This is a genomic window from Streptomyces sp. NPDC017676, assembly GCF_044329325.1.
Classification (GTDB): Bacteria; Actinomycetota; Actinomycetes; order Streptomycetales; family Streptomycetaceae; genus Streptomyces.
The window spans coordinates 130151-153904 of sequence record NZ_JBIRJA010000007.1; the positions used below are offsets into that span (position 1 = coordinate 130151).

The following is a 23754-nucleotide window of genomic DNA, read 5'->3' on the forward strand; positions in this document are numbered from 1 at the left end:
TCGGTGTGTGCGGAGGGTCAGCTTCTGGCAGCCAGCGACAGGGTCCGCCGCGCCATCGCCACCACCGCCGCGTCGATGAAGCGGCCGTCGGGGAGGGCCTGGGCGCCCTCGTTCGCCGAGGCCGCCTTGATGACCGTCTCCGCGTGTTCGGTCTCGGCCTCCGTGGGCAGGTACGCCCGTTCGATCACCGGAAGTTGACGGGGGTGGATCGCGGCGCGGCCCAGGAACCCGAGAGCCCGGCCGTGGGCGCAGGACGCCGCCAGGCCGTCGAGGTCACGGATGTCCGGGTAGACGGTCTGGGACGGCGGGGCCAGGCCCGCCGCACGGGCGGCGACGATCACCCGTGAGCGCGGCCAGTCCAGGCCCGCGTCGGCCCGTACCCCGAGGTCGGCGCGGAGGTCGGCCTCGCCCAGGGCGATGCCCCGCAGGGCGGGGTGGGCGGTGGCGATGGCGTAGGCGTGCTCGATGCCGAGGGCCGACTCCAGGAGCGCGTAGAGGGGGACGGGCGTGGCCACGGCGGCCTGCCGTACCTCGCCCGGGGCCGTCACCTTCGGCAGCCGCACGCCGGACAGGCCCGGCAGGCCGGCCAGGGCGTGGAGGTCGGCGGCGGCCCAGGGGCTGTCCAGGGCGTTGACGCGCACGTGCACCGGGACCGGCCGGGGCTCCGTCAGGAGTTCCGCGGTGGCCGCGCGGGCGTACTCCTTGCGGTCCGGGGCGACCGCGTCCTCCAGGTCGACCACCACCACGTCGGCGCCCGCCACCAGGGCCTTGGCCACGACGTGCGGGCGGTCGCCGGGGACGTAGAGCCAGGTGAGCGGGAACCGGGTCACAGGGCGCCCTCCGCGCGCAGCGCCGCGATGTCGGCCGGGGTGAGGCCGAGCTCGGCGAGCACGGCGTCGGTGTCGGCGCCGTGGGGGCGGCCGGCCCAGCGGATCTCGCCGGGCGTGGCGGAGAGCCGGAAGAGGACGTTCTGCATGCGCAGCGGACCCAGTTCCGGGTCGTCGACGGTGGTGACCGTGTCCAGGGCCTGGTACTGGGGGTCCGCCACGACGTCCCGGACGTCCTGCACCGGGGCCACCGCGGCCTCAGCCTTCTCGAAGGCCGCGAGCACCTCGGCGCGGGTGCGGACGGCGATCCAGGAGCCGACCGCCTCGTCCAGCACATCGGCGTGGGCGGCGCGGTCCGCACCGGTGGCGAACCACGGCTCCTCGATCAGCTCCGGGCGGCCCACCAGCCGTAGCACCCGTTCGGCGACCGACTGGGCGGAGGTGGAGACGGCGACCCAGGTGCCGTCGGCGGTGCGGTAGGTGTTGCGCGGGGCGTTGTTCGCGGACCGGTTGCCGGTGCGTTCCTGGACGTAACCGAGCTGGTCGTACCAGGTGACGTGGGGGCCGAGGACCGACAGGATCGGTTCGATGATCGCCATGTCGACCGTCTGCCCCACGCCGGTGCGCTCGCGCGCGGCCAGCGCCGTCAGCACGGCGTAGGCGGTCGCCAGGCCGGCGATCGAGTCGGCGAGACCGAAGGGCGGCAGCGTCGGGGGCGCGTCCGGTTCGCCGGTGACCGCGGCGAAACCGCTCATCGCCTCGGCGAGGGTGCCGAAGCCGGGGCGGTGGGCGCAGGGGCCGAACTGGCCGAACGCGGTGACCCGGGCCAGGACCAGCCGGGGGTTGGCCGCGGACAGCTCCGGCCAGCCGAGGTCCCATTTCTCCAGGGTGCCGGGGCGGAAGTTCTCGATCACCACGTCGGCGGTGGCGGCGAGCCGCAGCAGGGTGTCCCGGCCGCCGGGTGCGGACAGGTCGAGGGTGATGGCCCGCTTGTTGCGGCCGAGCACCTTCCACCACAGGCCGACGCCGTCCTTGGCCGGGCCGTGGCCCCGGGACGGATCGGGTCGCCGGGGATGCTCCACCTTGATCACCTCGGCGCCGAAGTCACCGAGCAGTGTCGCGGCCATCGGCCCGGCGAAGAGGGTCGCGAGGTCCAGCACCCGCAGACCGTCCAGGGCCGGGGACGTCCGCGCCGCCGTAGCCGCCGTAGCCGCCGTAGTCGTAGCCGTCGTACGTGTCGTGCTCGTCGTGTTCATGCGCTGTACTGGGCCTCGATCTCCGGGCGGTACGGCATCGACGCCGACGCGCCTTCCCGCTGGACGGAGATCGCCGCCGCGGCCGCCGCCCAGGACAGGGCCTCCCGTACCGGTTTCTCCTCGGCGAAGGCCACCGCGAGCGTGCCGACGAAGGTGTCGCCCGCGCCCGTGGAGTCCACCGCCCGCACGCGGGGCGCGGGGACCACGAGCGGTTCGGCGCCCCGGGTCACGTACAGGCAGCCCGTGGCGCCCAGGGTGACCACGACCTCCGGCACCAGCTCCAGCAGGGCGGCCGCCGCCTCGCGCGGGTCGGTGCGGCCGCTGAGGGTGACCGCCTCGTACTCGTTCGGCACCAACAGGTCCACGGCGGCCAGAAGTTCGGGCGGCAGCGGCTGGACGGGCGAGGGGGTGAGGACCGTACGGACGCCGTGCCGGTGTGCCGCCTCCGCGCCCGCGACGACCGCCGCGAGCGGGATCTCCAGTTGCAGCAGCAGGGCGTCGGCGGTGGCGATCACCCCCTCGTCACCGGGGGAGAGGTGGTCGACCGTACCGTTCGCGCCGGGGATGACGACGATCGCGTTGCCGCCCTCGTCGTCCACCACGATGTGCGCGGTGCCGGACGGGCCCTCGACCGTGCGCAGGAAGTCGGTGTCGACGCCGGAGTGTTCGAGGGTGTCGCGCAGCCGGGCGCCGAAGGCGTCGTTGCCGACCGCGCCGATCATCGAGACGGTGGCGCCGGCGCGGGCCGCGGCGATGGCCTGGTTGGCGCCCTTGCCGCCGGGGATCGTACGGAACTCCCGTCCCGTCACGGTCTCCCCGCGCTGCGGGGCCTTGCCGACATACGTGACGAGGTCCATGTTCGTGCTGCCGAGGACGGCGATGTGGGTCATGGTCGGGTCGCCTCCAGGTGGGTGAGGTGGGCGAGGGTGTCGAAGCCGGTGCCGTCGAAGTCCGCGACGGACGTGGCGAGCCGGTTCTTCAGCGGGGCCCGCCAGCGGTCGGGGAGCGCGCCGGGCGAGCCGGCGAGCAGGCCGGCGATGCTTCCGGCGGTCGCGCCGTTGGAATCGGTGTCCCAGCCACCCGACACCGCACGGCAGACGGAGCCCGTGAAGTCACCGTCGGCGTGGGTGAGGGCGGCGACGGTCAGGGCGGTGTTGGGGACGGCGTGGACCCAGTGGTGGGTCTGGCCGTGGACGGCGTGGAGTTCGTCCACGACGTCGTCGAAGTCGTCGGTGGCGGTGGCCAGTCGGACGGCGTGGTCGATCGCCCTCGCCAGCCGGGAGCGGTCCGGGACCACCGCGCGGCCGGTGCGCAGGCAGGCGTGGACGTCGTGCGTGCCGGTGGCGGCCGTGGCGATGGCGGCGGCCGCGAACATCGCCGCGTAGACGCCGTTGGCGGTGTGCGTGAGGACCGCGTCGCGGTGGGCCTGCTCCGCGGCGGCGGCCGGGTCGCCCGGGTTGCTCCAGCCGTGCATGTCGGCGCGGATCAGCGCGCCGATCCACTCGCGGAACGGGTTGCGGTGGCGGGCCGTGTGCGGGGGTTCGATGCCGCAGAGGAGGTTGCGGTGGGCGACGCGCTCGGCGGTGAAGGTGCGGCCGGGCGGGAGTTCGTCGAGCCAGAGCCGGGCCACGTCGTCCGTGGTGAAGGTCCTCCCGTGGCGCTGGAGCAGGAGGAGGTTGAGCAGGGGGTAGTTCAGATCGTCGTCCTCGGGCATGCCGTCGATGTTCTCGGCGAGCGAGGTGGCGGCCGAGCGGCGGTTCCAGGGATGGGTGGCCAGGAGGTCGTCGGGGACTCCCCGGGCGGTGAACCAGGTGGTGAGGGGCCAGTTCCCGGCCGCGCGGGCGAGGGCGCGGATGCCGTCGAGCGGGAGTTTCTCGACCGGTTTGCCGAGGAGACAGCCGATGGCCCGCCCGAGCCAGGCGGCCTCCAGGGCGCGGGGGGCCGGCGCGGTGGCGGACCGTCCGGTGGGCCAGTCGGGGCACTGGGACCTGATGCGGGCCAGGTCCGTCGGCTCGTCGTCGGCGAAGCGGCTGGGCAGATCGGCGAGTTCGTCCAGCAGATCCTCCGCGAGCAGGCGCAGATAGCGGGACACCCGGTGCGGGGACGCGCCCGCGCGCTCCGGGGCGTCCGGGCCGCCCGCCGCCCGCCAGCGCGCCTCGACCGCCGCCGGTTCGCGTCCGTCCAGGCGGGCCTGACGCAGCTCGTGGCCCAGCAGATCCTCCGGCTGCACCCAGGTCAGTCGGAGCACGGGCGGCCTCCGAGCGCGGTGAACGCCTCCTCGTGGGCGCGCCGGCGGCGGACGTCCCGGCCGAAGATCTCGCGCGTGACCTCGGTGAGCGTCCGGGCCGGCGCCCACAGGTCCAGACGGCTCGCGTCGGCGACCGTCTTCGCCCACTCCTCGGGGGCGGGCGAGCCCAGCGCGCCCGCGAGGGCACCGGCCATCGTCGCGATCGAGTCGCAGTCCCGGCCGTAGTTGACCGCGCCGAGCACGGCCTGCCGGTAGTCGCCGCCGGAGACGACCAGCATGCCCAGCGCGACGGGCAGTTCCTCGATGGAGTGCAGCCGGGAGGGGCGGCGGGCGGCGAGGGAGGGCGCGCGGTAGTCCGGCCCGACGGTGTCGTACGGCTCCACCGCCGCGCGCAGCGGACCGAGCGCCGACTCGAAGTCCCGGTGCCCGGCGGCGACTTCGCAGACCTTCTCGATCGCCGTACGGGTGCCGTCCTTGGCCAGTGACAGGCAGGTGTCCACCACCGAGTCCGGGGTGGCGCCGGGGGTGGCCGCGGCGGCCACCGCCGCGGCGAACACACCGGCCGCCTCACGGCCGTACGACGACTGGTGCGCGCCCGCGACGTCCAGCGCCTCGGCGTACGCGGCGGCCGGGTTGGCCGCGTTGACCAGGCCGACCGGGGCCATGTACATCGCCGCGCCGCAGTTGACGATGTTGCCGGTGCCCGCTTCCCGGGGGTCCGCGTGACCGTAGGCCAGCCGGGCCACCAGCCACTTCTCGGCGAGGAAGAGGCGGTGCAGCGGCAGGGCCTCGGCCTCCAGCTCGGGGATCCAGCGGGGGGTGGTCATCAGGTCCGGGACCAGGTGCTCGGCGATCGCGTAGGCGTCGAGGTGGTCACGGACGCGGTCGTAGACGCGGATCAGCGCGTGCGTCATCAGGGTGTCGTCGGTGACGTGGCCGTCACCCTTGTGGTACGGCGCGATGGGGCGGGCGGTGCGCCAGGCCTCACCGTGCCAGGGGCCGACGATGCCGCGCACGCGACCGCCGTGCCGCTCGGCGATCTGGTCGGGTGAGTAGCCCTCGACCGGGCCGCCGAGGGCGTCACCGACGGCGGCTCCCACCACGGCGGCGGTGACGCGGTCGGCGAGACCGTTCGGGCCGGGCCCGCTGCTTTCTTCTTCTTTGGGCGTCATGCCCCGAATCATCCTCCTGGGCGGGCCGGTTGTGCGGCTTCCAGGAGTCCGGCGAGTTCCACCAGGTCGGTGCCGGTGAGACGGGGCAGGGTGCAGCCGGGCAGGATGCGGCAGGCGTCCCGCCAGGTCGCGGGGATGGCCGCGCCGCCGCCGAGGGCGCCGGTGAGCGCCCCGGCGAGGGCGGGCGCGGAGTCGGCGACCCGGGACAGGCAGGCGGCGGCCGGCACGGCCTCGGCGATCCGGCCCCGGGCCGCGGTGGCCAGGGCGAGCGCGACGGGGACGGTCTCCGCGGCGGCGATGCCGTAGCTGTAGACGTGGTCGACGATCTGGTGTTCCAGGAGCGGGACCAGCGCGAAGGCGGACTCGGTGTCCTCGGCCAGAGCGAGGGCGTGGCGGGCGTTGCGGCCGATCTCGGTGTCCGCCGGGAGTTCGGCGAGCGCGGCGGTCACGCAGGTGCCGGTGTCCGCGTCGACGAGGGCGAGGGAGAGGGCCGCCGCCATGGCCCGCGCACCGTGCACACCGTCGCCGTCCTGGGTGTAGCGGGCGTCGAACTCGGCGAGGGCGGCGGCCTGTTGCGGGTCACCGGGGTGGGCCACGGCGAGGACGCACGCGCGGACGCAGGCCGCGTCGTCGAAGTAGTGCGGGTTGTCGTGACCGGTGGCGGGCGGGCGCAGGCCGGTGGCGAGGTTGCCGAGGCCGGCGCGGACGGAGATGCGGGCGCGCAGCGGCAGCACGGCGGACTCGATCTCCGGGGCGCGGTCCGCCGCGGCGGCGACCTCGGAGGCCACGGTGGTCCAGGTGAGGTCGATGGCGGCGCGCATACGGCGGGCCCGGCTGAGGTCACCGAGGACGTCGTCGTCGCCGGCGCGCAGGACCGCCTCCGCGGCGAACACCGCCCACTCGGCGTCGTCGGAGGGGCCGAGGCGGAGGGGGTCGGGGGGTTGGTTGAGGGCGATCGGCACCGGGAGGGTGGTGGTGGCGTTCTGCTCGGCGAAGGTGTCCAGTTCCCGGGTGAGACGGCGGGTCCACTCAGGCATGCGGGCGGCGCGGTGCCGGGCGGCGGGCCAGCCGGCGGCGTCTCCGGCGGCGAGGCCGAGGAGGAGGCCCTCGACACGGCGCGCCGTCATGGCCGACCCTCGCTGTCCGGTTGCCCGGGGTTCCGGTCCCCGGGAGGGCGTGGGTTGTCCGGTTGCCCGGGGTTCCGGTCCCCGGGAGGGCGTGGGTTGTCCGGTTGCCCGGGGTTCCGGTCCCCGGGAGGGCGCCGGCTGTCCGGTTGCCCGGGGTTGCCCTCCCCTACCAGGGGGCTCCGCCCCCTGGACCCCCGGTCCCCCGCCCACCCACCACCCGACCCCGGCGGCTGGGTGGTGGGGGGTAGCGGTGGGAGGAGTCCGGTCGGCTGCATGGTGGGGGGCGGGGGTGGGAGGAGGTCGGTCGGCTCCCTCAGAACCTCGGCCGTTGCCCGTTCCCCCTCCACCACGGCCGCCGACAGGACGCCGGCCAAGGGCGCTGCCACGGCCGCCGGGACCACCTCCCGTTTCCGCGCCGCCCCGGCTCCCGTGTCCGCCGGGATCACCTTCCGACTCCCCACGGCCGCTGCTCTCACGGCCGCTGCTCCCACGGCCCCGGCCCCCACCGCCTCTGCCGCGACGGCTCCTGCCGCGACGGCTCCTGCCGCGACGGCTCCTGCCGCGACGGCCTCTCTCCCGACGGCCCCTGCTCCCACGGCCCCTGCTCCCACGGCCTCTGCCCCGACGGCCCCTGCTCCCACGTCCGCCGGAATCACCTCCCGCTTCCCCGCCGCCCCCACCGCCCCGGCTCCGACGTCCGCCGGGGTCACCTCCCGTCTCTCCACGGCCCCTGCTCCCACGGCCCCCGCCCCCGCGGCCTCTGCCCCGACGGCCCCCGCCCCCACCGCCCCTGCCCCGACGGCTTCTGTCCCCACGGCCCCCGCCCCCACCGCCCCCGCCCCCGCGCCCCCTGCCGCCGCCGTCACCAGGAGGTCCGCGACGTTCAGTACGTGGTGGCCGGTGATGGACGGGAGGCAGCGGCCGCGGGCCGGGCCGATGGCCGATGACCAGTGTGGCGGGATGGCCGAGAGGCCCTGGGTGGCGCCGGAGAGGGCGCCTGCCACCGCCGCCGTCGTGTCCGCGTCGCGGCCCATGTTGACGGCCGTCAGGACCGCCTCCCGGAAGTCGCCGTCGGCCGCCGCGTACGCGCCGAAGGCGAGGGCGATCGCTTCGGGGGCCAGGTCGGTCCAGGGGTAGCCACCGATGACGACCGCGGAGCGCACCGCGCGTTCGCCGCGATGCGCCACCGACACCGCGCGCCGCAGGGAGCGAGCCGTCCAGGAGTCGTCCGGGATCACCGCGAGGGCGGCGGCGATCACCACCGCGACCGCCGCGCCGGTCATCGCCGCCGCCACGCCCGCCGCGACCGCCTGGCCACCGTAGATGCCCTCGCCCTCGTGACTCACGGAGCCGTCGATGGCCACCAGCCGGGCCGCCTCGGCGGGGCGTCCGGCGGCGAAGACCCCGAAGGGCGCCGCCCGCATCGCCAGCCCGTCGCTCCAGGCGTGCCGGTGCTGGGACGAGATGGGGGCGGCGAGTCCACGGCGGAGGTTCTCCAGCGTGCCGCGCTCGCTGAAGCCGGCGCCGCGGAAGGGTCCCTCCGCCCGGTCGGCGATCCACTCGTGCCAGGCCGCCTCGACATGCTCCGGGGTGAGCGCCGAGCCGTGCCGGGCCAGCAGCAGACCGGAGAAGATCGCGTACTCGGTGTCGTCCGTGCCGTACGGCTGCTCGCTGACGTACCCGGTGATCCGGCCCCAGCGGGCGCGGATCTCGGAGGGCCTGAGGTTCTCCGCCGGTGCGCCCAGCGCGTCCCCGACGGCCAGGCCCAGCAGCGCACCGCGGGCCCGCTCGCGGAGTCCGGCGGCGTCACCGGGCGCCGGGGCTGGGGGAGTGCAGGCGATCGATGCCATGGGCGGCCTCCTTCGGCGGGCCCCTCGGGGCCCTTTGCGGATGTGTCCCACGGGAGGCGGCCGCGTGAGCCGGGGGAGGGGTTCTGTCACCCGGTCGGCATCTGAGCTGATCACCGCCCATCTGAGCGCTTGCGGAAGAAGCCGCAGGTTAGCCCAGCCTTTCCTTGCTGGCGCGGACGAAATGATGAGCGTAAGTTCTGTGTTGTCGAAAAGTAGAACTCGTCCAAAGTTAGCTTTGGCTTAGCTTCCTTGGGGGACCCGGATGGCCATCATCGAAACCGAGGCCGCGCTGCACGAGGCGCACCGCGACAACCACACGCACCGCGACGTGAACGGCGGATGGCTGCGCCCCGCCGTCTTCGGTGCCATGGACGGTCTCGTCTCCAACCTCGCCCTGATGACGGGCGTGGCCGGCGGGTCCGTGAGCCAGCACACCATCATCATCACCGGTCTCGCGGGACTCGCCGCCGGCGCCTTCTCCATGGCGGCCGGCGAGTACACCTCCGTCGCCTCCCAGCGGGAACTCGTCGAGGCGGAGCTCGACGTCGAGCGCCGTGAGCTGCGCAGGCACCCGCAGGACGAGGAGGACGAGCTGGCCGCGCTGTACGTGTCCCGCGGGGTCGAGCCGGGGCTGGCCCGGCAGGTCGCCCGGCAGCTCTCCAGGGATCCCGAGCAGGCCCTGGAGATCCACGCCCGCGAGGAGCTCGGCATCGACCCCGGGGACCTGCCCTCGCCGCTGGTCGCCGCGGTCTCGTCCTTCGGCTCCTTCGCGCTCGGCGCCCTGCTGCCCGTCCTGCCGTACCTGCTCGGTGCGACCGCGCTGTGGCCCGCCGTCCTGCTGGCACTCGCCGGTCTCTTCGCGTGTGGTGCCGTCGTGGCGAAGGTGACCGCCCGAAGCTGGTGGTTCAGCGGTCTGCGGCAGCTCGCGCTCGGTGGTGCGGCGGCCGGTGTGACGTACGCCCTGGGCACTCTGTTCGGAACGGCCGTAGGATAGGTCGACCGGTACCTATGCGATGGGCCGCATAAGTACCCGTTACTCGTGGGTTTCGAGTCCTTTACCACCGGGCATGAGCCGTAAGCGCTGTGGGCAACGACGCCTGCCGCACCCCCGCGGGGTGGGCGATGACGCCCTCCCCGGACCCCCTCGGGCCGCCGGACGCCGATCCGACCGATCGTGTCCGCAACGGTCCCCCCGTGAACGTCGGCCGCCACCGCGCGGCCCCGCCGTCACCGCACGGCACCGCCGTCCTGTCACGGCACCGCGCCGCCACCGCACGGCACCCGCCGCGTCCGCGCGGCACCTCCGCCGCGACCGCGGCGTCCGCATGCTGGAACGGTGTTTCCGGTTCCCGAGAACCGCTCCATCATGTAACCTGCACGAAATTTTGATCTCATCGCAGATCTCACGCAGAGGGCCAACGTCGTCCCTCGGCACCTGCCACATGCCACATGACGACGACGGGAGAGCCGATGCGTACGCCGCGCCAGCCGTCCCAGCATTCCACGAATGGCCAGAACTGGTCGTTCATGGATGCTCGCCCTGCTGCGCAGGGTATGTACGACCCCCGCAACGAACACGACGCGTGCGGCGTCGGTTTCGTCGCCACTCTCACCGGCGAGGCGTCCCACACCCTGGTCGAGCAGGCCCTCACGGTCCTGCGCAACCTGGAGCACCGTGGTGCCACCGGCTCCGAGCCCGACTCCGGCGACGGCGCGGGCATCCTCTCGCAGGTGCCGGACGCCTTCCTCCGTGAAGTGGCCGGTTTCGACCTTCCCGCGGCCGGCTCCTATGCCGTAGGCATCGCCTTCCTGCCGGGGGACGCGACCGAGGACGCCGTCTCACACATCGAGACGATCGCCGCCGACGAGGGGCTGACCGTCCTCGGCTGGCGCGAGGTCCCGGTCGCCCCCGAGCTGCTGGGCGCCACCGCCCGCTCCACCATGCCGGTCTTCCGGCAGGTCTTCGTCACCGACGGCGGCGCCAGCGAGGGCATCGCGCTGGACCGCAAGGCGTTCGTGCTGCGCAAGCGCGCCGAGCGTGAGGCCGGGGTCTACTTCCCGTCCCTGTCCGCCCGGACGATCGTCTACAAGGGCATGCTGACCACCGGCCAGCTGGAGCCCTTCTTCCCGGACCTGTCCGACCGCCGCTTCGCCTCCGCGATCGCGCTCGTACACTCCCGGTTCTCCACGAACACCTTCCCGTCGTGGCCGCTCGCGCACCCGTACCGCTTCGTCGCGCACAACGGTGAGATCAACACCGTCAAGGGCAACCGCAACTGGATGCGCGCCCGCGAGTCCCAGCTCGTCTCCGGCCTGTTCGGTTCCGACGAGAAGAACATCGAGCGGATCTTCCCGGTCTGTACCCCGGACGCCTCCGACTCCGCCTCCTTCGACGAGGTCCTGGAGCTGCTGCACCTGGGCGGCCGCTCGCTGCCGCACTCCGTGCTGATGATGATCCCGGAGGCGTGGGAGAACCACGACTCCATGGACCCGGCCCGGCGCGCCTTCTACCAGTTCCACTCCACGATGATGGAGCCCTGGGACGGCCCCGCCTGCGTCACCTTCACCGACGGCACCCAGGTCGGCGCCGTGCTCGACCGCAACGGCCTGCGCCCCGGCCGCTACTGGGTCACCGACGACGGCCTGGTCGTCCTCGGCTCCGAGGTCGGCGTCCTCGACATCGACCCGGCCAAGGTCGTCCGCAAGGGCCGCCTCCAGCCCGGCAGGATGTTCCTCGTCGACACCGCCGAGCACCGCATCATCGAGGACGACGAGATCAAGGCGTCCCTCGCCGCGGAGAAGCCGTACGCCGAGTGGCTGGAGGCCGGCGAGATCGAGCTGGGCGACCTGCCCGAGCGCGAGCACATCGTCCACACCCACGCCTCGGTCACCCGCCGCCAGCAGACCTTCGGCTACACCGAGGAGGAGCTGCGCGTCATCCTCGCCCCGATGGCCCGCACCGGCGCCGAGCCGATCGGCTCCATGGGCACGGACTCGCCGATCGCGGCCCTGTCCGAGCGCCCGCGGCTGCTCTTCGACTACTTCACCCAGCTGTTCGCGCAGGTCACCAACCCGCCGCTGGACGCGATCCGCGAGGAGCTGGTCACCTCCCTGCGCTCGTCGCTGGGCCCGCAGGGCAACCTGCTGGAGCCGACCGCCGCCTCCTGCCGGTCCGTCGTGCTGCCCTTCCCGGTCATCGACAACGACGAGCTGGCCAAGCTCATCCACATCAACGCCGACGGCGACATGCCCGGCTTCAAGGCCGCCACGCTGTCCGGTCTGTACCGGGTCTCCGGCGGCGGTGAGGCCCTCGCCGCCCGCATCGAGGAGATCTGCGCCGAGGCCGACGCGGCGATCGAGAACGGCGCCCGCCTGATCGTCCTGTCCGACCGGCACTCCGACGCCGAGCACGCGCCGATCCCGTCGCTGCTGCTCACCGCGGCCGTCCACCACCACCTCATCCGCACCAAGCAGCGCACCCAGGTGGGCCTGCTGGTCGAGGCCGGCGACGTCCGCGAGGTCCACCACGTCGCCCTGCTCATCGGCTACGGCGCCGCCGCCGTCAACCCGTACCTGGCGATGGAGTCGGTGGAGGACCTGCTGCGCGCGGGCACCTTCATCAACGGCATCGAGCCCGAGCAGGCCATCAAGAACCTGATCTACGCCCTCGGCAAGGGCGTCCTGAAGGTCATGTCCAAGATGGGCATCTCCACCGTCGCCTCCTACCGCGGCGCCCAGGTCTTCGAGGCCGTCGGCCTGGACGAGACCTTCGTGGAGAAGTACTTCAACGGCACCGCCACCAAGATCGGCGGCGTCGGTATCGACGTCATCGCCCAGGAGGTCGCCGCCCGCCACGCCAAGGCCTACCCGGCCTCCGGCATCGCCCCGGCGCACCGCGCGCTGGACATCGGCGGCGAGTACCAGTGGCGCCGCGAGGGCGAGCCGCACCTGTTCGACCCGGAGACGGTCTTCCGCCTCCAGCACTCCACGCGCACCGGCCGGTACGACATCTTCAAGAAGTACACCGGGCGGGTGAACGAGCAGTCCGAGCGCCTGATGACGCTGCGCGGCCTGTTCGGCTTCAAGTCCGACCGGCAGCCGATCCCGGTCGAGGAGGTCGAGCCGGTCTCCGAGATCGTCAAGCGGTTCTCGACGGGCGCGATGTCGTACGGCTCCATCTCCAAGGAGGCGCACGAGACCCTCGCCATCGCCATGAACCAGCTGGGCGGCAAGTCCAACACCGGTGAGGGCGGCGAGGACCCGGAGCGCCTGTACGACCCGGCGCGCCGCTCGGCGATCAAGCAGGTCGCCTCCGGCCGCTTCGGCGTGACCTCCGAGTACCTGGTCAACGCGGACGACATCCAGATCAAGATGGCCCAGGGCGCCAAGCCCGGCGAGGGCGGCCAGCTGCCCGGCCACAAGGTCTACCCGTGGGTCGCCAGGACCCGGCACTCGACGCCGGGCGTCGGCCTGATCTCCCCGCCGCCGCACCACGACATCTACTCCATCGAGGACCTGGCCCAGCTGATCCACGACCTGAAGAACGCGAACCCGCAGGCGCGGATCCACGTCAAGCTGGTCTCCGAGGTCGGTGTCGGCACGGTCGCGGCCGGTGTGTCCAAGGCGCACGCGGACGTCGTGCTCATCTCCGGTCACGACGGCGGCACGGGTGCCTCCCCGCTGACGTCGCTGAAGCACGCGGGCGGCCCCTGGGAGCTCGGCCTCGCCGAGACCCAGCAGACCCTGCTGCTCAACGGCCTGCGCGACCGCATCGTCGTCCAGACCGACGGCCAGCTCAAGACCGGCCGTGACGTGGTCATCGCCGCGCTGCTCGGCGCCGAGGAGTTCGGTTTCGCGACCGCCCCGCTCGTCGTCTCCGGCTGCGTGATGATGCGCGTCTGCCACCTGGACACCTGCCCGGTCGGCATCGCCACCCAGAACCCGGCCCTGCGCGACCGCTTCGCCGGCAAGGCCGAGCACGTGGTGAACTTCTTCCGGTTCATCGCCGAGGAGGTCCGCGAGCTCCTCGCCGAGCTGGGCTTCCGCTCCATCGAGGAGGCCGTCGGCCACGCCGAGGTGCTGGACGTCGAGCGCGCGGTCGACCACTGGAAGGCGCAGGGCCTGGACCTGGAGCCCCTGTTCCACGTCCCGGACCTGCCCGAGGGCGCGGTCCGCCACCAGCTGGTCTCCCAGGACCACGGCCTGGAGAAGGCCCTGGACAACGAGCTGATCAAGCTCGCCGCCGACGCGCTGGGCGCTTCGGACGCCACCGAGGCACAGCCGGTGCGCGCCCAGGTCGCCATCCGCAACATCAACCGCACGGTCGGCACCATGCTCGGCCACGAGGTGACGAAGAAGTTCGGTGGCGCGGGCCTGCCCGACGACACCATCGACATCACCTTCACCGGCTCGGCCGGCCAGTCCTTCGGCGCCTTCCTGCCGCGCGGTGTCACGCTCCGCCTGGAGGGCGACGCCAACGACTACGTCGGCAAGGGCCTCTCCGGCGGCCGGATCGTCGTCCGCCCGGACCGGGCCGCCGACCACCTCGCCGAGTACTCGACCATCGCGGGCAACACCATCGCCTACGGCGCCACCGGCGGCGAGCTGTTCCTGCGCGGCCGTACCGGTGAGCGGTTCTGCGTCCGCAACTCCGGCGCGCTGGTCGTCTCCGAGGGCGTGGGCGACCACGGCTGCGAGTACATGACCGGCGGTCACGCGGTCGTCCTCGGCCCGACCGGCCGCAACTTCGCGGCGGGCATGTCCGGCGGTATCGCCTACGTCATCGACCTCGACCGCGACAACGTCAACGCCGGCAACGCCGGCTCCGTCGAGGCGCTGGACGCGGCGGACAAGCAGTGGCTGCACGACGTGGTGCACCGCCACGCCGAGGAGACCGGCTCGACGGTCGCCGAGAAGCTGCTCGCCGACTGGGACACGGCCGTGGAGCGGTTCAGCAAGATCATCCCCAGCACGTACAAGGCAGTGCTCGCCGCCAAGGACGCCGCCGAGCGAGCCGGTCTCACCGAGACCGAGATCACCGAGAAGATGATGGAGGCGGCGACCAATGGCTGACCCCAAGGGCTTCCTGAACCACGGCCGTGAGGTCGCCAAGACCCGCCCCGTCGACGAGCGGGTCAAGGACTGGAACGAGGTCTACGTCCCCGGCTCCCTGCTGCCGATCATCAGCAAGCAGGCCAGCCGCTGCATGGACTGCGGCATCCCGTTCTGTCACAACGGCTGTCCGCTGGGGAACCTGATCCCCGAGTGGAACGACTACGCCTACCGCGAGGACTGGGCGGCCGCCCAGGAGCGCCTGCACGCGACCAACAACTTCCCGGAGTTCACCGGTCGCCTCTGCCCGGCCCCCTGCGAGTCGGCGTGCGTGCTGGGCATCAACCAGCCGCCGGTCACCATCAAGAACGTCGAGGTCTCGATCATCGACAAGGCGTGGGAGACCGGGGACGTCGCCCCGCAGATCCCCGAGCGCCTGTCCGGCAAGACGGTCGCGGTCGTCGGCTCCGGCCCGGCGGGTCTCGCCGCCGCCCAGCAGCTGACCCGGGCCGGCCACACGGTCGCCGTCTACGAGCGCGCGGACCGCGTCGGAGGTCTTCTCCGGTACGGCATTCCCGAGTTCAAGATGGAGAAGCGGCACATCAACCGCCGTATCGAGCAGATGCGCGCGGAGGGCACCCGCTTCCGCACCGGCATCGAGATCGGCCGCGACCTCAAGGCGACCGACCTGAAGAAGCGGTACGACGCGGTGGTCCTGGCCGTCGGTGCCACGACCGCCCGTGACCTGCCGGTGCCCGGCCGCGAACTCAAGGGCGTCTACCAGGCCATGGAGTACCTGCCGCTGGCCAACAAGGTCCAGGAGGGCGACTACGTCACCGCGCCGATCTCGGCCGAGGGCAAGCACGTGGTCGTCATCGGCGGCGGTGACACCGGCGCGGACTGCGTGGGCACCGCCCACCGGCAGGGCGCGGCCTCCGTCACCCAGCTGGAGATCATGCCCCGCCCGAGCGACGACCGGCACCCGGTGAACCAGCCCTGGCCGACCTTCCCGATGCTCTACAAGGTCACCAGCGCGCACGAGGAGGGCGGCGAGCGGGTCTACTCCGTCTCCACCACCCACTTCGAGGGCGACGAGGACGGCAACGTCCAGTGGCTGCACCTGACCGAGGTGGAGTTCATCGACGGCAGGCTCACCCCCAAGCCGGGCACCGAGCGCAAGATCCCCGCTCAGCTGGTCACCCTCGCCATGGGCTTCACCGGCACCGACCGGGTGAACGGCCTGGTGGAGCAGTTCGGCCTGGAGCTCGACGAACGCGGTAACATCGCCCGCGACGCCGACTTCCAGACCAACGTGCCGGGTGTGTTCGTCGCCGGTGACGCCGGCCGCGGCCAGTCCCTCATCGTGTGGGCGATCGCGGAGGGCCGCTCGGCCGCCCGCGGAGTCGACCGCTTCCTGACCGGAGCCAGCGACCTGCCGGCCCCGATCCGCCCGACGGACCGCGCCCTGGCGGTCTGACGCGCGCACAACGGACCCCAGGTCCCGCACAGACGTCCCGTACAAAGGCGTACGGAACATGAAACGGCGCCTGCCCGCCTGTCCCCGACCGGACGACTGGGCAGGCGTCGTCGCATGTGTGCCGTACGGGTACGCTCGGGCGCCGGAACAGCCGAGGGGGGATCATGGCCGCGATCAGTCTGCGCAAGGTGGAGGAGACCGCGCCCGCACTGGCCGGCGCCTACCGGTCGGCGGGGGTGTCCCTGCGCAAGCACGGCCTGGACGGGCTGCGGGCCGCCGTCTACCTCGTGGTCGACTACTCGGGCTCCATGCGGCCGTACTACCAGGACGGCAGTGTGCAGGCGCTCGCCGACCGGGTGCTGGGCCTGTCCGCCCACCTGGACGACGACGGCCGGGTGCCCGTCGTGTTCTTCTCCACGGACGTCGACGCGGTCACCGACATCGCCCTCGCCGGGCACCAGGGCCGCATCGAGCGGATCGTGTCCGGGCTCGGCCACATGGGCAGGACCAGCTACCACCTGGCGATGGACGCCGTCATCGACCACTACCTGGACAGCGGCGCCACCGCCCCCGCCCTCGTCGTCTTCCAGACCGACGGCGGTCCGATCAGCAAGCTCGCCGCCGAACGCCATCTGTGCAAGGCCGCGCGGCTCCCGCTGTTCTGGCAGTTCGTCGGCTTCGGCGACCCGGACAGCCGACAGTTCGAGTTCCTGCGCAAGCTGGACGAACTCGCGGTCCCCGGCAAGCGGATCGTGGACAACGCCGGCTTCTTCCACGCCGGCCAGGACCCGCGCCGGGTCTCCGACGCCGAGCTGTACGACCGTCTCGTCGGCGAGTTCCCGAGGTGGCTCGCGGCCGCACGCGCGGCGGGCGTCCTGCGACCGGACTGACGAAACGCCCCCGCGCGGGTCCGCCACCCCCTCCTGGAGCCTCCCGAGAGCACCGGGTCGCGGCACTCCGCGGGCGCCCCCCCACGCCGAGCGCGGCGCCCGGGCCCTGGTCAGCCACGGGGACGCCGAACCGGGTGCGCCGCTTCACATGGGCGGCGGTCCGGGACTCGGCAGCCGACCCGCGCGACGGCTCATGAGCTGAGCCGCGCGGCCGCCTCCCGTTGCCGCTCCGCCATCACCGTCAGGAAGCGCACCACCGTCTGCAGTTCCTCCGTGCTGAACTCCTCGCACGCGGCCACGATGTCGCGCGCCCAGTCCTCGAAGAAGACGGCGAGTTCGCCGATCTTCTCTCGGTTCAGTTCGACCAGCACCCGGCGCTTGTCCGTCGGGTGGGCGACCCGCCGGGCGAAGCCCTTGGTCTCCAGGCGGTCGACGAGGCCGGTGACGGAGGCCGGGGCCAGACCGGTCAGCCGGGCCAGGTCCTTCGCGGTGAGCGGGCCGTGCCGCTCCAGCAGGTCGAGGGTCTTCTCCTCCGTGGCGTTCAGTCCCTGCTTGGCGGCGATCGCCGAATGGAACATCACGGTGACGCCGCTGTGGACACGGCCCACCTCCATCAGGCGCCGGAGCGTCTCGTCCCGCTTCTCGTCTCCCTCGGTCATGGACTCAGGCTAGCAAGTAGTTCGTTCGGCCGAACTAAGCACTTGCGGGGAGGGGTGCGACGTGCAACTCTTTCGTTCGGTCGAACGAAATAATTTGGAGCGAGGGGGACACCCATGTCCACGACCGCCACCGCAGACCCGCCGACCACGGCGGAACCCCATCCGCGTCGCTGGGCCGCCGCCGCCGTGATGATGATCGCGGCCCTGATGGACCTGCTCGACGGAACGATCGTCAACGTGGCGGTCCCGTCCATCAGCCGGGACCTGCACGCCTCCGCGAGCGACCTGCAATGGGTCGTCTCCGCCTACCTGCTGGGCTTCGCGGCCGCCCTGATCGTCTCCGGCCATCTCGGCGACCGCGTCGGCCGCCGGCCCCTCTTCCTCACCGGAACGGCGGGTTTCGGGCTGGCGAGCCTGGCATGCGGCATCGCCCAGTCACCGGGGCAGCTGATCGCCGCCCGGGCGGTCCAGGGCATCCTGGCGGCCGTGCTCGTGCCGCAGGTGATCGGCTCGTTCCGCACCCTGTTCCACGGCAAGGAGCGCGGGGCCGCCTTCGGGATGTACGGCGCGGTCGCCGGCTTCGCCTCGGCGGTCGGGCTGCTGCTCGGCGGGGTGCTCACCGACGCCGATCTGTTCGGCTGGGGCTGGCGCTCGGTGTTCCTGGTCAACGTGCCGGTCGCGGTGGCGACGTTCGTGGGCGGGCTGGTCCTGGTGCCCACCACGCGGGAACGGTCAGCGGGGCGGCCGGACGCTCTCGGCAGCCTGGTACTGGCCGGCGGACTGGTCGCGATCGTGCTGCCGCTGGTGCAGGGCCGGGAGAACGGCTGGCCGCTGTGGGGCTGGATCTGCCTCGCGGCGGGCGCGACGACCGTGGCCGGGCTCGGCGTGTACGAGGCCCGGCGGCACCGGCCGGGTACGGTGCCGCTGCTGCCCGCGCGCGCGTTCGCGCTCCCCGCGTTCTCGGTGGGCGTGCTCGTCCAGCTGCTCTTCTCCCTCGGCATGCAGGGCTTCTTCCTGGTCTTCGCGGTCTGGCTCCAGGGCGGCGAGGGGTACACCCCGCTCCAGGCCGGGGTGGTCACCGTCGCGTTCTCGGCCGGCGGGTTCCTGACCGCGCCCGTCGCGGAAGGGCTCGCCGTGAAGTACGGACGGCTGGTGCTCGGTGCGGGGGCGCTGCTGATGGCCGGCGGGTTCGGCTGGGTGTGGGCCGCGATCGACGACGCCCCGGCTGTGCACGCGGGCGCGTGGCCGCTGGTCCCCGGACTGGTGCTCGCCGGGGCCGGGCTCGGGTTCCTGGTGGTGCCGTTGGTGAACGTGGTGCTGTCGGCGGTGCCGGGCGAACTGGCCGGGGGAGCGTCCGGGATCTTCTCCACGGCTCAGCAGTTCGGCGGCGCGCTGGGGGCGGCGGTGATCGGTACGGTGTTCTTCGGGGCCGTGACGGAGGGGCCCAGCGAGGCGCTCGCCAGGGCGATGCCGTGGGTCGTGGCGGCGTTCGTGGTGTGCGGAGTGCTGTGCGCGGCGCTTCCGCGGCGGGCGGTGCCGGAGCACGAGGACTGACACGGCGGTCCATGGGGCAAGCGACACGGCGGTGCAGCCCGCCGAAGCTACGTGTCGCACTCCAGCACCGTCCGGCACAACCCGCACCGCGCCCGTACCCGCCCCCGCACCGGCACCCTGATCCGCTGGTGGCAGGTCGGGCACGGGAAGGTCACCCCCAGGCGGCCGCCGCTGTCGGGGGCGAAGGCGTACGAGGCGCTCGGCGGGGCACCGGAGGCGTGCCGGCGGTCGTGGGCGTAACGGCGGCGGCCCGCCCAGCCGGCCGCCGTCAGCGGCGGCTGCTGCTCGTCCTGGCGGGCCCGGGCCATCCCCTTGACGTAGGCGGTGTAGGCCTGCGGGCTGGTGAACCACACCGAGGGGTCCTCCTGGAAGAGCAGGGCCCGCTTGGCCAGGACGTAACCGAACTCCTCCGGGGTGAGGTACCCGAGTTTCTGTGACGACACCCCGTCCTCCCGGTAGGCGTCCAGCAGCAGCCAGCCCGCGCCCAGATAGGTCGTCGCCGTGTCCGTGAGGATCTCGTTCTCCGCCGTGCTGGGGAAGGCGAGGTCCAGTCGGTGCAGGTAGACGTGCGCCACCTCGTGGGCGAGCGCGGCGCCGATGTCCCTGCGGTGGGTGCGGAACCGGTCGTTCAGCTCGACGAAGTACTCGGGGCCCGCCGCGAGTTCGACGTTCGCCGCGTGGGTCATCTCCCGGAAGCCGACGATCAGCCGCGCGTCCGGCAGCCGGAAGTGCCGCACGATCTCCCGGGCCACGCGCTGCGCGCCCAGATGCAGGTCGTCGGTGTCGCAGAAGGCCACGTCGGCCGGGGCCACGCTGGCCGAGAACGTCTCGATGGTGTCGCGGGACAGGCGCCGGTACAGCGCGGTGATGGCGGCCCGCACCGTCTCCAGGTGCGGGTAGCCGTGCTGGACCGGTCCGCCGTTCGCCACGTCGGCACCCCCTGAAGCCACCGGAACTCCCTACCACTGTAGGCGGGACGACAGTGCGGCAAGGGCCCCGCCGGGCGGCCGTTCCCCCGGCGGTAGCCGGGAGGGGTCCCGGTGCGCCGGTGTGCCCGGTGTGCCCGTGGGCCCGGTGGGCACACCGGCTCCGGCCGGCACTCGGGCTCCGGCTCCGGCAGGCGCTCGGCCTCGGGCAGGCGCCCGGCCTCGCGCCGGCACCCGGTCCCCGTCGGCCCCGCCGGCGACCACGTCCCCGCCCCTCCCCGCGATCCGCCGGTGATCCACTCCCCGGACACCCGTAGGGCCCGGCCCGTGAAACGCATAGGGTGAGCCCCCATGACCACCAGCAACACCGGCACCGGTGCCGACGACCCCCAGGTCCGTCAGGAACTGGAGCGGCTGCGCGACAGCATCGACAACATCGACGCGGCCGTCGTCCACATGCTCGCCGAACGCTTCAAGTGCACCCAGCAGGTCGGCCGGCTCAAGGCGCTGCACCAGCTGCCGCCCGCCGACCCGGCCCGCGAGGCCCGGCAGATCGAACGGCTGCGCCGTCTCGCCGAGAACGCCAAGCTCGACCCGGCGTTCGCCGAGAAGTTCCTGAACTTCATCATCGCCGAGGTGATCCGGCACCACGAACGCATCGCCGAGGACACCCACAACGGACAGCCTGCGCACGAGGACCGGGCACGGCCCTGACCGGGGCCCGGACGAGCCCGGCCAGGCGGTGGGCAAGGGGGCGCGCAGGGGACAAAAGCCGTGTACCGATCCGCCCCTGTGCGCTGTCCGCCCCATCAGGCAGCATGGCCTGCATGTCCGTACTCACGCGCGACGAAGCGCAGCTCCGAGCACAGTTCCTCGACGTCCACCGGTACACGATCGAACTGGACCTCACGACCGGTGACGAGACCTTCGACTCCCGTACCGCGATCCGGTTCACGGCGCGGTCCGACGGGGACACGTTCGTCGAGCTGAAGCCCGCCGAGCTGCGCGGCGCCACGCTCGACGGACAGCCGCTCGACCCGGAGTCCCTGTGCGAGGACCGGCTGCCGCTGAAGAACCTCACCGCCGGCGAGCACGAACTGCGCGTCGACGCGGTCATGCGCTACTCCCGCACCGGCGAGGGCATGCACCGCTTCACCGACCCCAGCGACGGCGAGACGTACGTCTACACCCAGATGTTCCTGGACGACGTCCAGCGCATCTTCGCCGCCTTCGACCAGCCCGACCTGAAGGCCGTCTTCGACGTCTCCGTCAAGGCACCCGAGGGCTGGAGCGTCCTCGCCAACGGCGTCACCGAGCACCGCGGCGACGGCCTCTGGCAGGCCGCGCCCACCCCGCCGATCTCCACCTACCTCGTCGCCGTCGCCGCCGGCCCCTGGCACTCCGTGCGCACCGAGCACCGCGGACTGCCCTTCGGCCTCCACTGCCGCCGCTCCCTCGCGCCCCACCTCGACACCGACGCCGACGAGATCCTCGACATCACGCGCGCGTGCTTCGACCGCTACCACGAGAAGTTCGAGGAGCCCTACCCCTTCGACTCCTACGACCAGGCGTTCGTCCCCGAGTTCAACGCGGGCGCCATGGAGAACCCGGGCCTGGTCACCTTCCGCGACGAATTCGTCTACCGCTCCGCCGTCACCGACACCGAGCGGCAGACCCGCGCCATGGTCATCGCCCACGAGATGGCCCACATGTGGTTCGGCGACCTCGTCACCCTCAAGTGGTGGGACGACATCTGGCTCAACGAGTCCTTCGCCGAGTACATGGGCTACCAGACCACCGCCGAGGCCACCCGCTTCACCGACCCCTGGACCGAGTTCGGCGTCACCCGCAAGTCGTGGGGCTACGACGCCGACCAGCGGCCCACCACCCACCCGGTCGCCCCCGAGAACGTCGACGACACGGCCTCCGCCCTGCTCAACTTCGACGGCATCTCCTACGCCAAGGGCGCCGCCGCACTGCGCCAGCTGGCCGCCTGGCTCGGCGAGAAGGACTTCCTCGCCGGCATCAACACCCACTTCACGCGGCACAAGTTCGGCAACGCCACCCTCGCCGACTTCATCGACTCCCTCGCCTCCGCCACCGACCGCGACGTGCACGCCTGGGCCGACAGCTGGCTGCGCACCACCGGCGTCGACACGCTCACCCCACAGATCGCCGCCGCCGGCGGCACCTGCGCGCTGACCGCCGACCGCGCGGGCAGCCGCCCGCACCGCCTCAGCGCCGGCCTGTACGACCACGACGTCGCCGAGGAGGGCAGGCTGCTGCTGCGCGAGCGCGTCGACCTCGACGTCCCGCAGACCGCGCCGCAGCCCATCGGCAAGCGCCCCGCACTCGTCCTCCTCAACGACGGCGACCTCACCTACGCCAAGATCCGCTTCGACGCCGCCTCCTTCGACACGCTCCGCACCAGCCTGTCCGGCCTGCCCGACCCGCTCACCCGCGCGGTCGTCTGGAACGCCCTCAGGGACGCCGTCCGCGACGGCGAACTCGCGCCCGCCGCCTACCTGGAGACGGCCCGCGCCCACCTGCCGCGCGAGACCGACCTGGCCGTCACCGAGGGCGTCCTCGCCTTCGCCGCCGGCCAGCTCGCCGACCAGTACCTCACACCGCAGGACCGCCCGGCCGCCCTGGCCACCCTCACCTCGCTCTGCCGCGACCTGCTGCGACGCACCGAGGACGGCGACCACCCCGGCCTGCGGCTGATCGCCGTACGGCACCTGATCGACGTCGCCGCCCACCCGGAGACCATCGCCGCCTGGCTCGCCGACGGCACGGTACCCGGCGGTCCGGAACTCGACCCCGAACTGCGCTGGCGCATCCTCGCCCGGCTCGCCGTGCTCGGCGCCACCGACGAGGACGCCATCGCCGCCGAACTCGCGCGCGACCCGAGCGCCACCGGCCAGGAGGGCGCCGCCCGCTGCCGTGCCGCCCTGCCCGACCCGGAGGCCAAGCGCACCGCCTGGGACGCGATGTTCGCCGGCGACGACCTGTCCAACTACCTCTTCACGGCCACCGCCCGGGGCTTCTGGCAGCCCGAACAGGCCGACCTGGTACGGGAGTACGTGCCGCGCTTCTACACGGACGCGGTCGCCGTCGCCGCCCGCCGCGGCCCCGCCATCGCCGTCGCCGCCGGCCGCTGGTGCTTCCCGGCCCACGCCGTCGACGCCGAGAACCTCCGCCTCGGCGAGGCCTGCCTGCGCGACGCCGATCTCATCCCGGCCCTGCGCCGCACCCTCGCCGACCGCCTGGACGACCTGTCCCGCGCCCTGAAGGTGCGCGGCGAGGCGCGCGCGGAGTAGGAGCGGCCCGGCGCGGCGCAGGGCGAGACGGACGGGCACCGCCTCTTCGGCGCCACGCCCACCGGCACAGGTCCGACGACGCGGCACGCGGCCGGCCCCGCCGACGACGCGGCGGACCGGCCGCCGCGCCCCCCGGGGGCTCGGACGGCCGGACCGACGAAGCCCACGAAGGCGGCACCGTGATCGCGGAGACCGGCGCGACCGGCAACACCGGCCGCGCCTCTCCGTCCACCGCCACCCCGCCGCGGCAGAGACCGTCAGGGCGCCCACCCGGGCGGTCACCCGCGCGTACGGAACGACATCGCCGCCCCGGCCGACGCCCGTGGAGACCGACCCGGCCCAGGCGGGCCCCGAGCCGTTCCCGCCGCCCCGGCCGACGCCCGTGGAGACCGGCCCG

15 protein-coding genes and 1 pseudogene are annotated in these 23754 nt (G+C 73.2%); 7 read left to right on the plus strand and 9 right to left on the minus strand.

The window, feature by feature from the left end:
- Positions 1-17: 17 nt before the first annotated feature.
- From ACH4LD_RS16915 to ACH4LD_RS16945, 7 genes and pseudogenes are all read right to left on the minus strand, one after another.
- Complete coding sequence (locus ACH4LD_RS16915) at positions 18-830, minus strand: HpcH/HpaI aldolase/citrate lyase family protein (RefSeq protein ID WP_398058544.1); 813 nt, start codon at positions 828-830, stop codon at positions 18-20.
- The gene (locus ACH4LD_RS16920; RefSeq protein WP_398058543.1) at positions 827-2083 is read right to left on the minus strand and encodes a CaiB/BaiF CoA transferase family protein; all 1257 of its coding nucleotides are present in this window, start codon (positions 2081-2083) and stop codon (positions 827-829) included. Before ACH4LD_RS16920 ends, ACH4LD_RS16915 begins: the two co-directional genes overlap by 4 nt.
- The gene (gene rbsK, locus ACH4LD_RS16925) at positions 2080-2973 is read right to left on the minus strand and encodes a ribokinase (RefSeq protein ID WP_398058542.1); all 894 of its coding nucleotides are present in this window, start codon (positions 2971-2973) and stop codon (positions 2080-2082) included. The genes ACH4LD_RS16920 and rbsK overlap by 4 nt, the downstream gene beginning before the upstream one ends.
- Positions 2970-4331, minus strand: coding sequence for an ADP-ribosylglycohydrolase family protein (locus ACH4LD_RS16930; RefSeq protein WP_398058541.1), 1362 nt, complete (start codon positions 4329-4331; stop codon positions 2970-2972). Before ACH4LD_RS16930 ends, rbsK begins: the two co-directional genes overlap by 4 nt.
- The gene (locus ACH4LD_RS16935; RefSeq protein ID WP_398058540.1) at positions 4319-5503 is read right to left on the minus strand and encodes an ADP-ribosylglycohydrolase family protein; all 1185 of its coding nucleotides are present in this window, start codon (positions 5501-5503) and stop codon (positions 4319-4321) included. The genes ACH4LD_RS16930 and ACH4LD_RS16935 overlap by 13 nt, the downstream gene beginning before the upstream one ends.
- 8 nt (positions 5504-5511) lie before the next feature.
- On the minus strand, positions 5512-6840 hold the full coding sequence (locus tag ACH4LD_RS16940; protein WP_398058539.1) for an ADP-ribosylglycohydrolase family protein: 1329 nt from the start codon (positions 6838-6840) through the stop codon (positions 5512-5514).
- A gap of 617 nt (positions 6841-7457) precedes the next feature.
- Positions 7458-8480: pseudogene (locus tag ACH4LD_RS16945) on the minus strand (ADP-ribosylglycohydrolase family protein); the annotation flags it as partial.
- A 262-nt stretch (positions 8481-8742) separates the two neighbouring features.
- Between ACH4LD_RS16945 and ACH4LD_RS16950 the strand changes: the two are divergent.
- The 4 genes from ACH4LD_RS16950 (at position 8743) to ACH4LD_RS16965 (ending at position 16898) form a co-directional block, all read left to right on the plus strand.
- Positions 8743-9474, plus strand: a complete 732-nt coding sequence (locus tag ACH4LD_RS16950) for a VIT1/CCC1 transporter family protein (RefSeq protein WP_398058538.1) — start codon at positions 8743-8745, stop codon at positions 9472-9474.
- A gap of 476 nt (positions 9475-9950) precedes the next feature.
- Complete coding sequence (gltB, locus tag ACH4LD_RS16955) at positions 9951-14552, plus strand: glutamate synthase large subunit (RefSeq protein WP_398058537.1); 4602 nt, start codon at positions 9951-9953, stop codon at positions 14550-14552.
- Positions 14545-16008 carry a glutamate synthase subunit beta gene (locus ACH4LD_RS16960; RefSeq protein ID WP_398058536.1) on the plus strand — a complete coding sequence of 488 codons (1464 nt, stop codon included), beginning with the start codon at positions 14545-14547 and terminating at the stop codon, positions 16006-16008. The genes gltB and ACH4LD_RS16960 overlap by 8 nt, the downstream gene beginning before the upstream one ends.
- A 164-nt stretch (positions 16009-16172) precedes the next feature.
- Entirely contained in the window at positions 16173-16898 is a 726-nt protein-coding gene (locus ACH4LD_RS16965; protein WP_398058535.1) for a vWA domain-containing protein, read from the plus strand.
- A 191-nt stretch (positions 16899-17089) separates the two neighbouring features.
- On the opposite strand, the gene ACH4LD_RS16970 is transcribed toward ACH4LD_RS16965, so the two are convergent.
- Positions 17090-17557, minus strand: coding sequence for a MarR family transcriptional regulator (locus tag ACH4LD_RS16970; RefSeq protein WP_132783928.1), 468 nt, complete (start codon positions 17555-17557; stop codon positions 17090-17092).
- Positions 17558-17671: 114 nt separating this feature from the next.
- Here ACH4LD_RS16970 and ACH4LD_RS16975 point away from each other — a divergent pair, with 114 nt between their 5' ends.
- Entirely contained in the window at positions 17672-19111 is a 1440-nt protein-coding gene (locus ACH4LD_RS16975) for an MFS transporter (protein WP_398058534.1), read from the plus strand.
- Between the two features lie 47 nt (positions 19112-19158).
- On the opposite strand, the gene ACH4LD_RS16980 is transcribed toward ACH4LD_RS16975, so the two are convergent.
- Positions 19159-20040 carry a hypothetical protein gene (locus tag ACH4LD_RS16980; protein WP_398058616.1) on the minus strand — a complete coding sequence of 294 codons (882 nt, stop codon included), beginning with the start codon at positions 20038-20040 and terminating at the stop codon, positions 19159-19161.
- 348 nt (positions 20041-20388) lie between these two features.
- Here ACH4LD_RS16980 and ACH4LD_RS16985 point away from each other — a divergent pair, with 348 nt between their 5' ends.
- Together ACH4LD_RS16985 and pepN are read left to right on the plus strand one after the other, a co-directional pair.
- Positions 20389-20751: a chorismate mutase gene (locus ACH4LD_RS16985; protein WP_103815129.1), complete on the plus strand. Its 363-nt coding sequence runs from the start codon at positions 20389-20391 to the stop codon at positions 20749-20751.
- Positions 20752-20864: 113 nt separating this feature from the next.
- Positions 20865-23357 (plus strand): aminopeptidase N, encoded by a 2493-nt coding sequence (pepN, locus tag ACH4LD_RS16990; RefSeq protein WP_398058533.1) that lies wholly within the window; start codon positions 20865-20867, stop codon positions 23355-23357.
- Positions 23358-23754 lie beyond the last annotated feature (397 nt).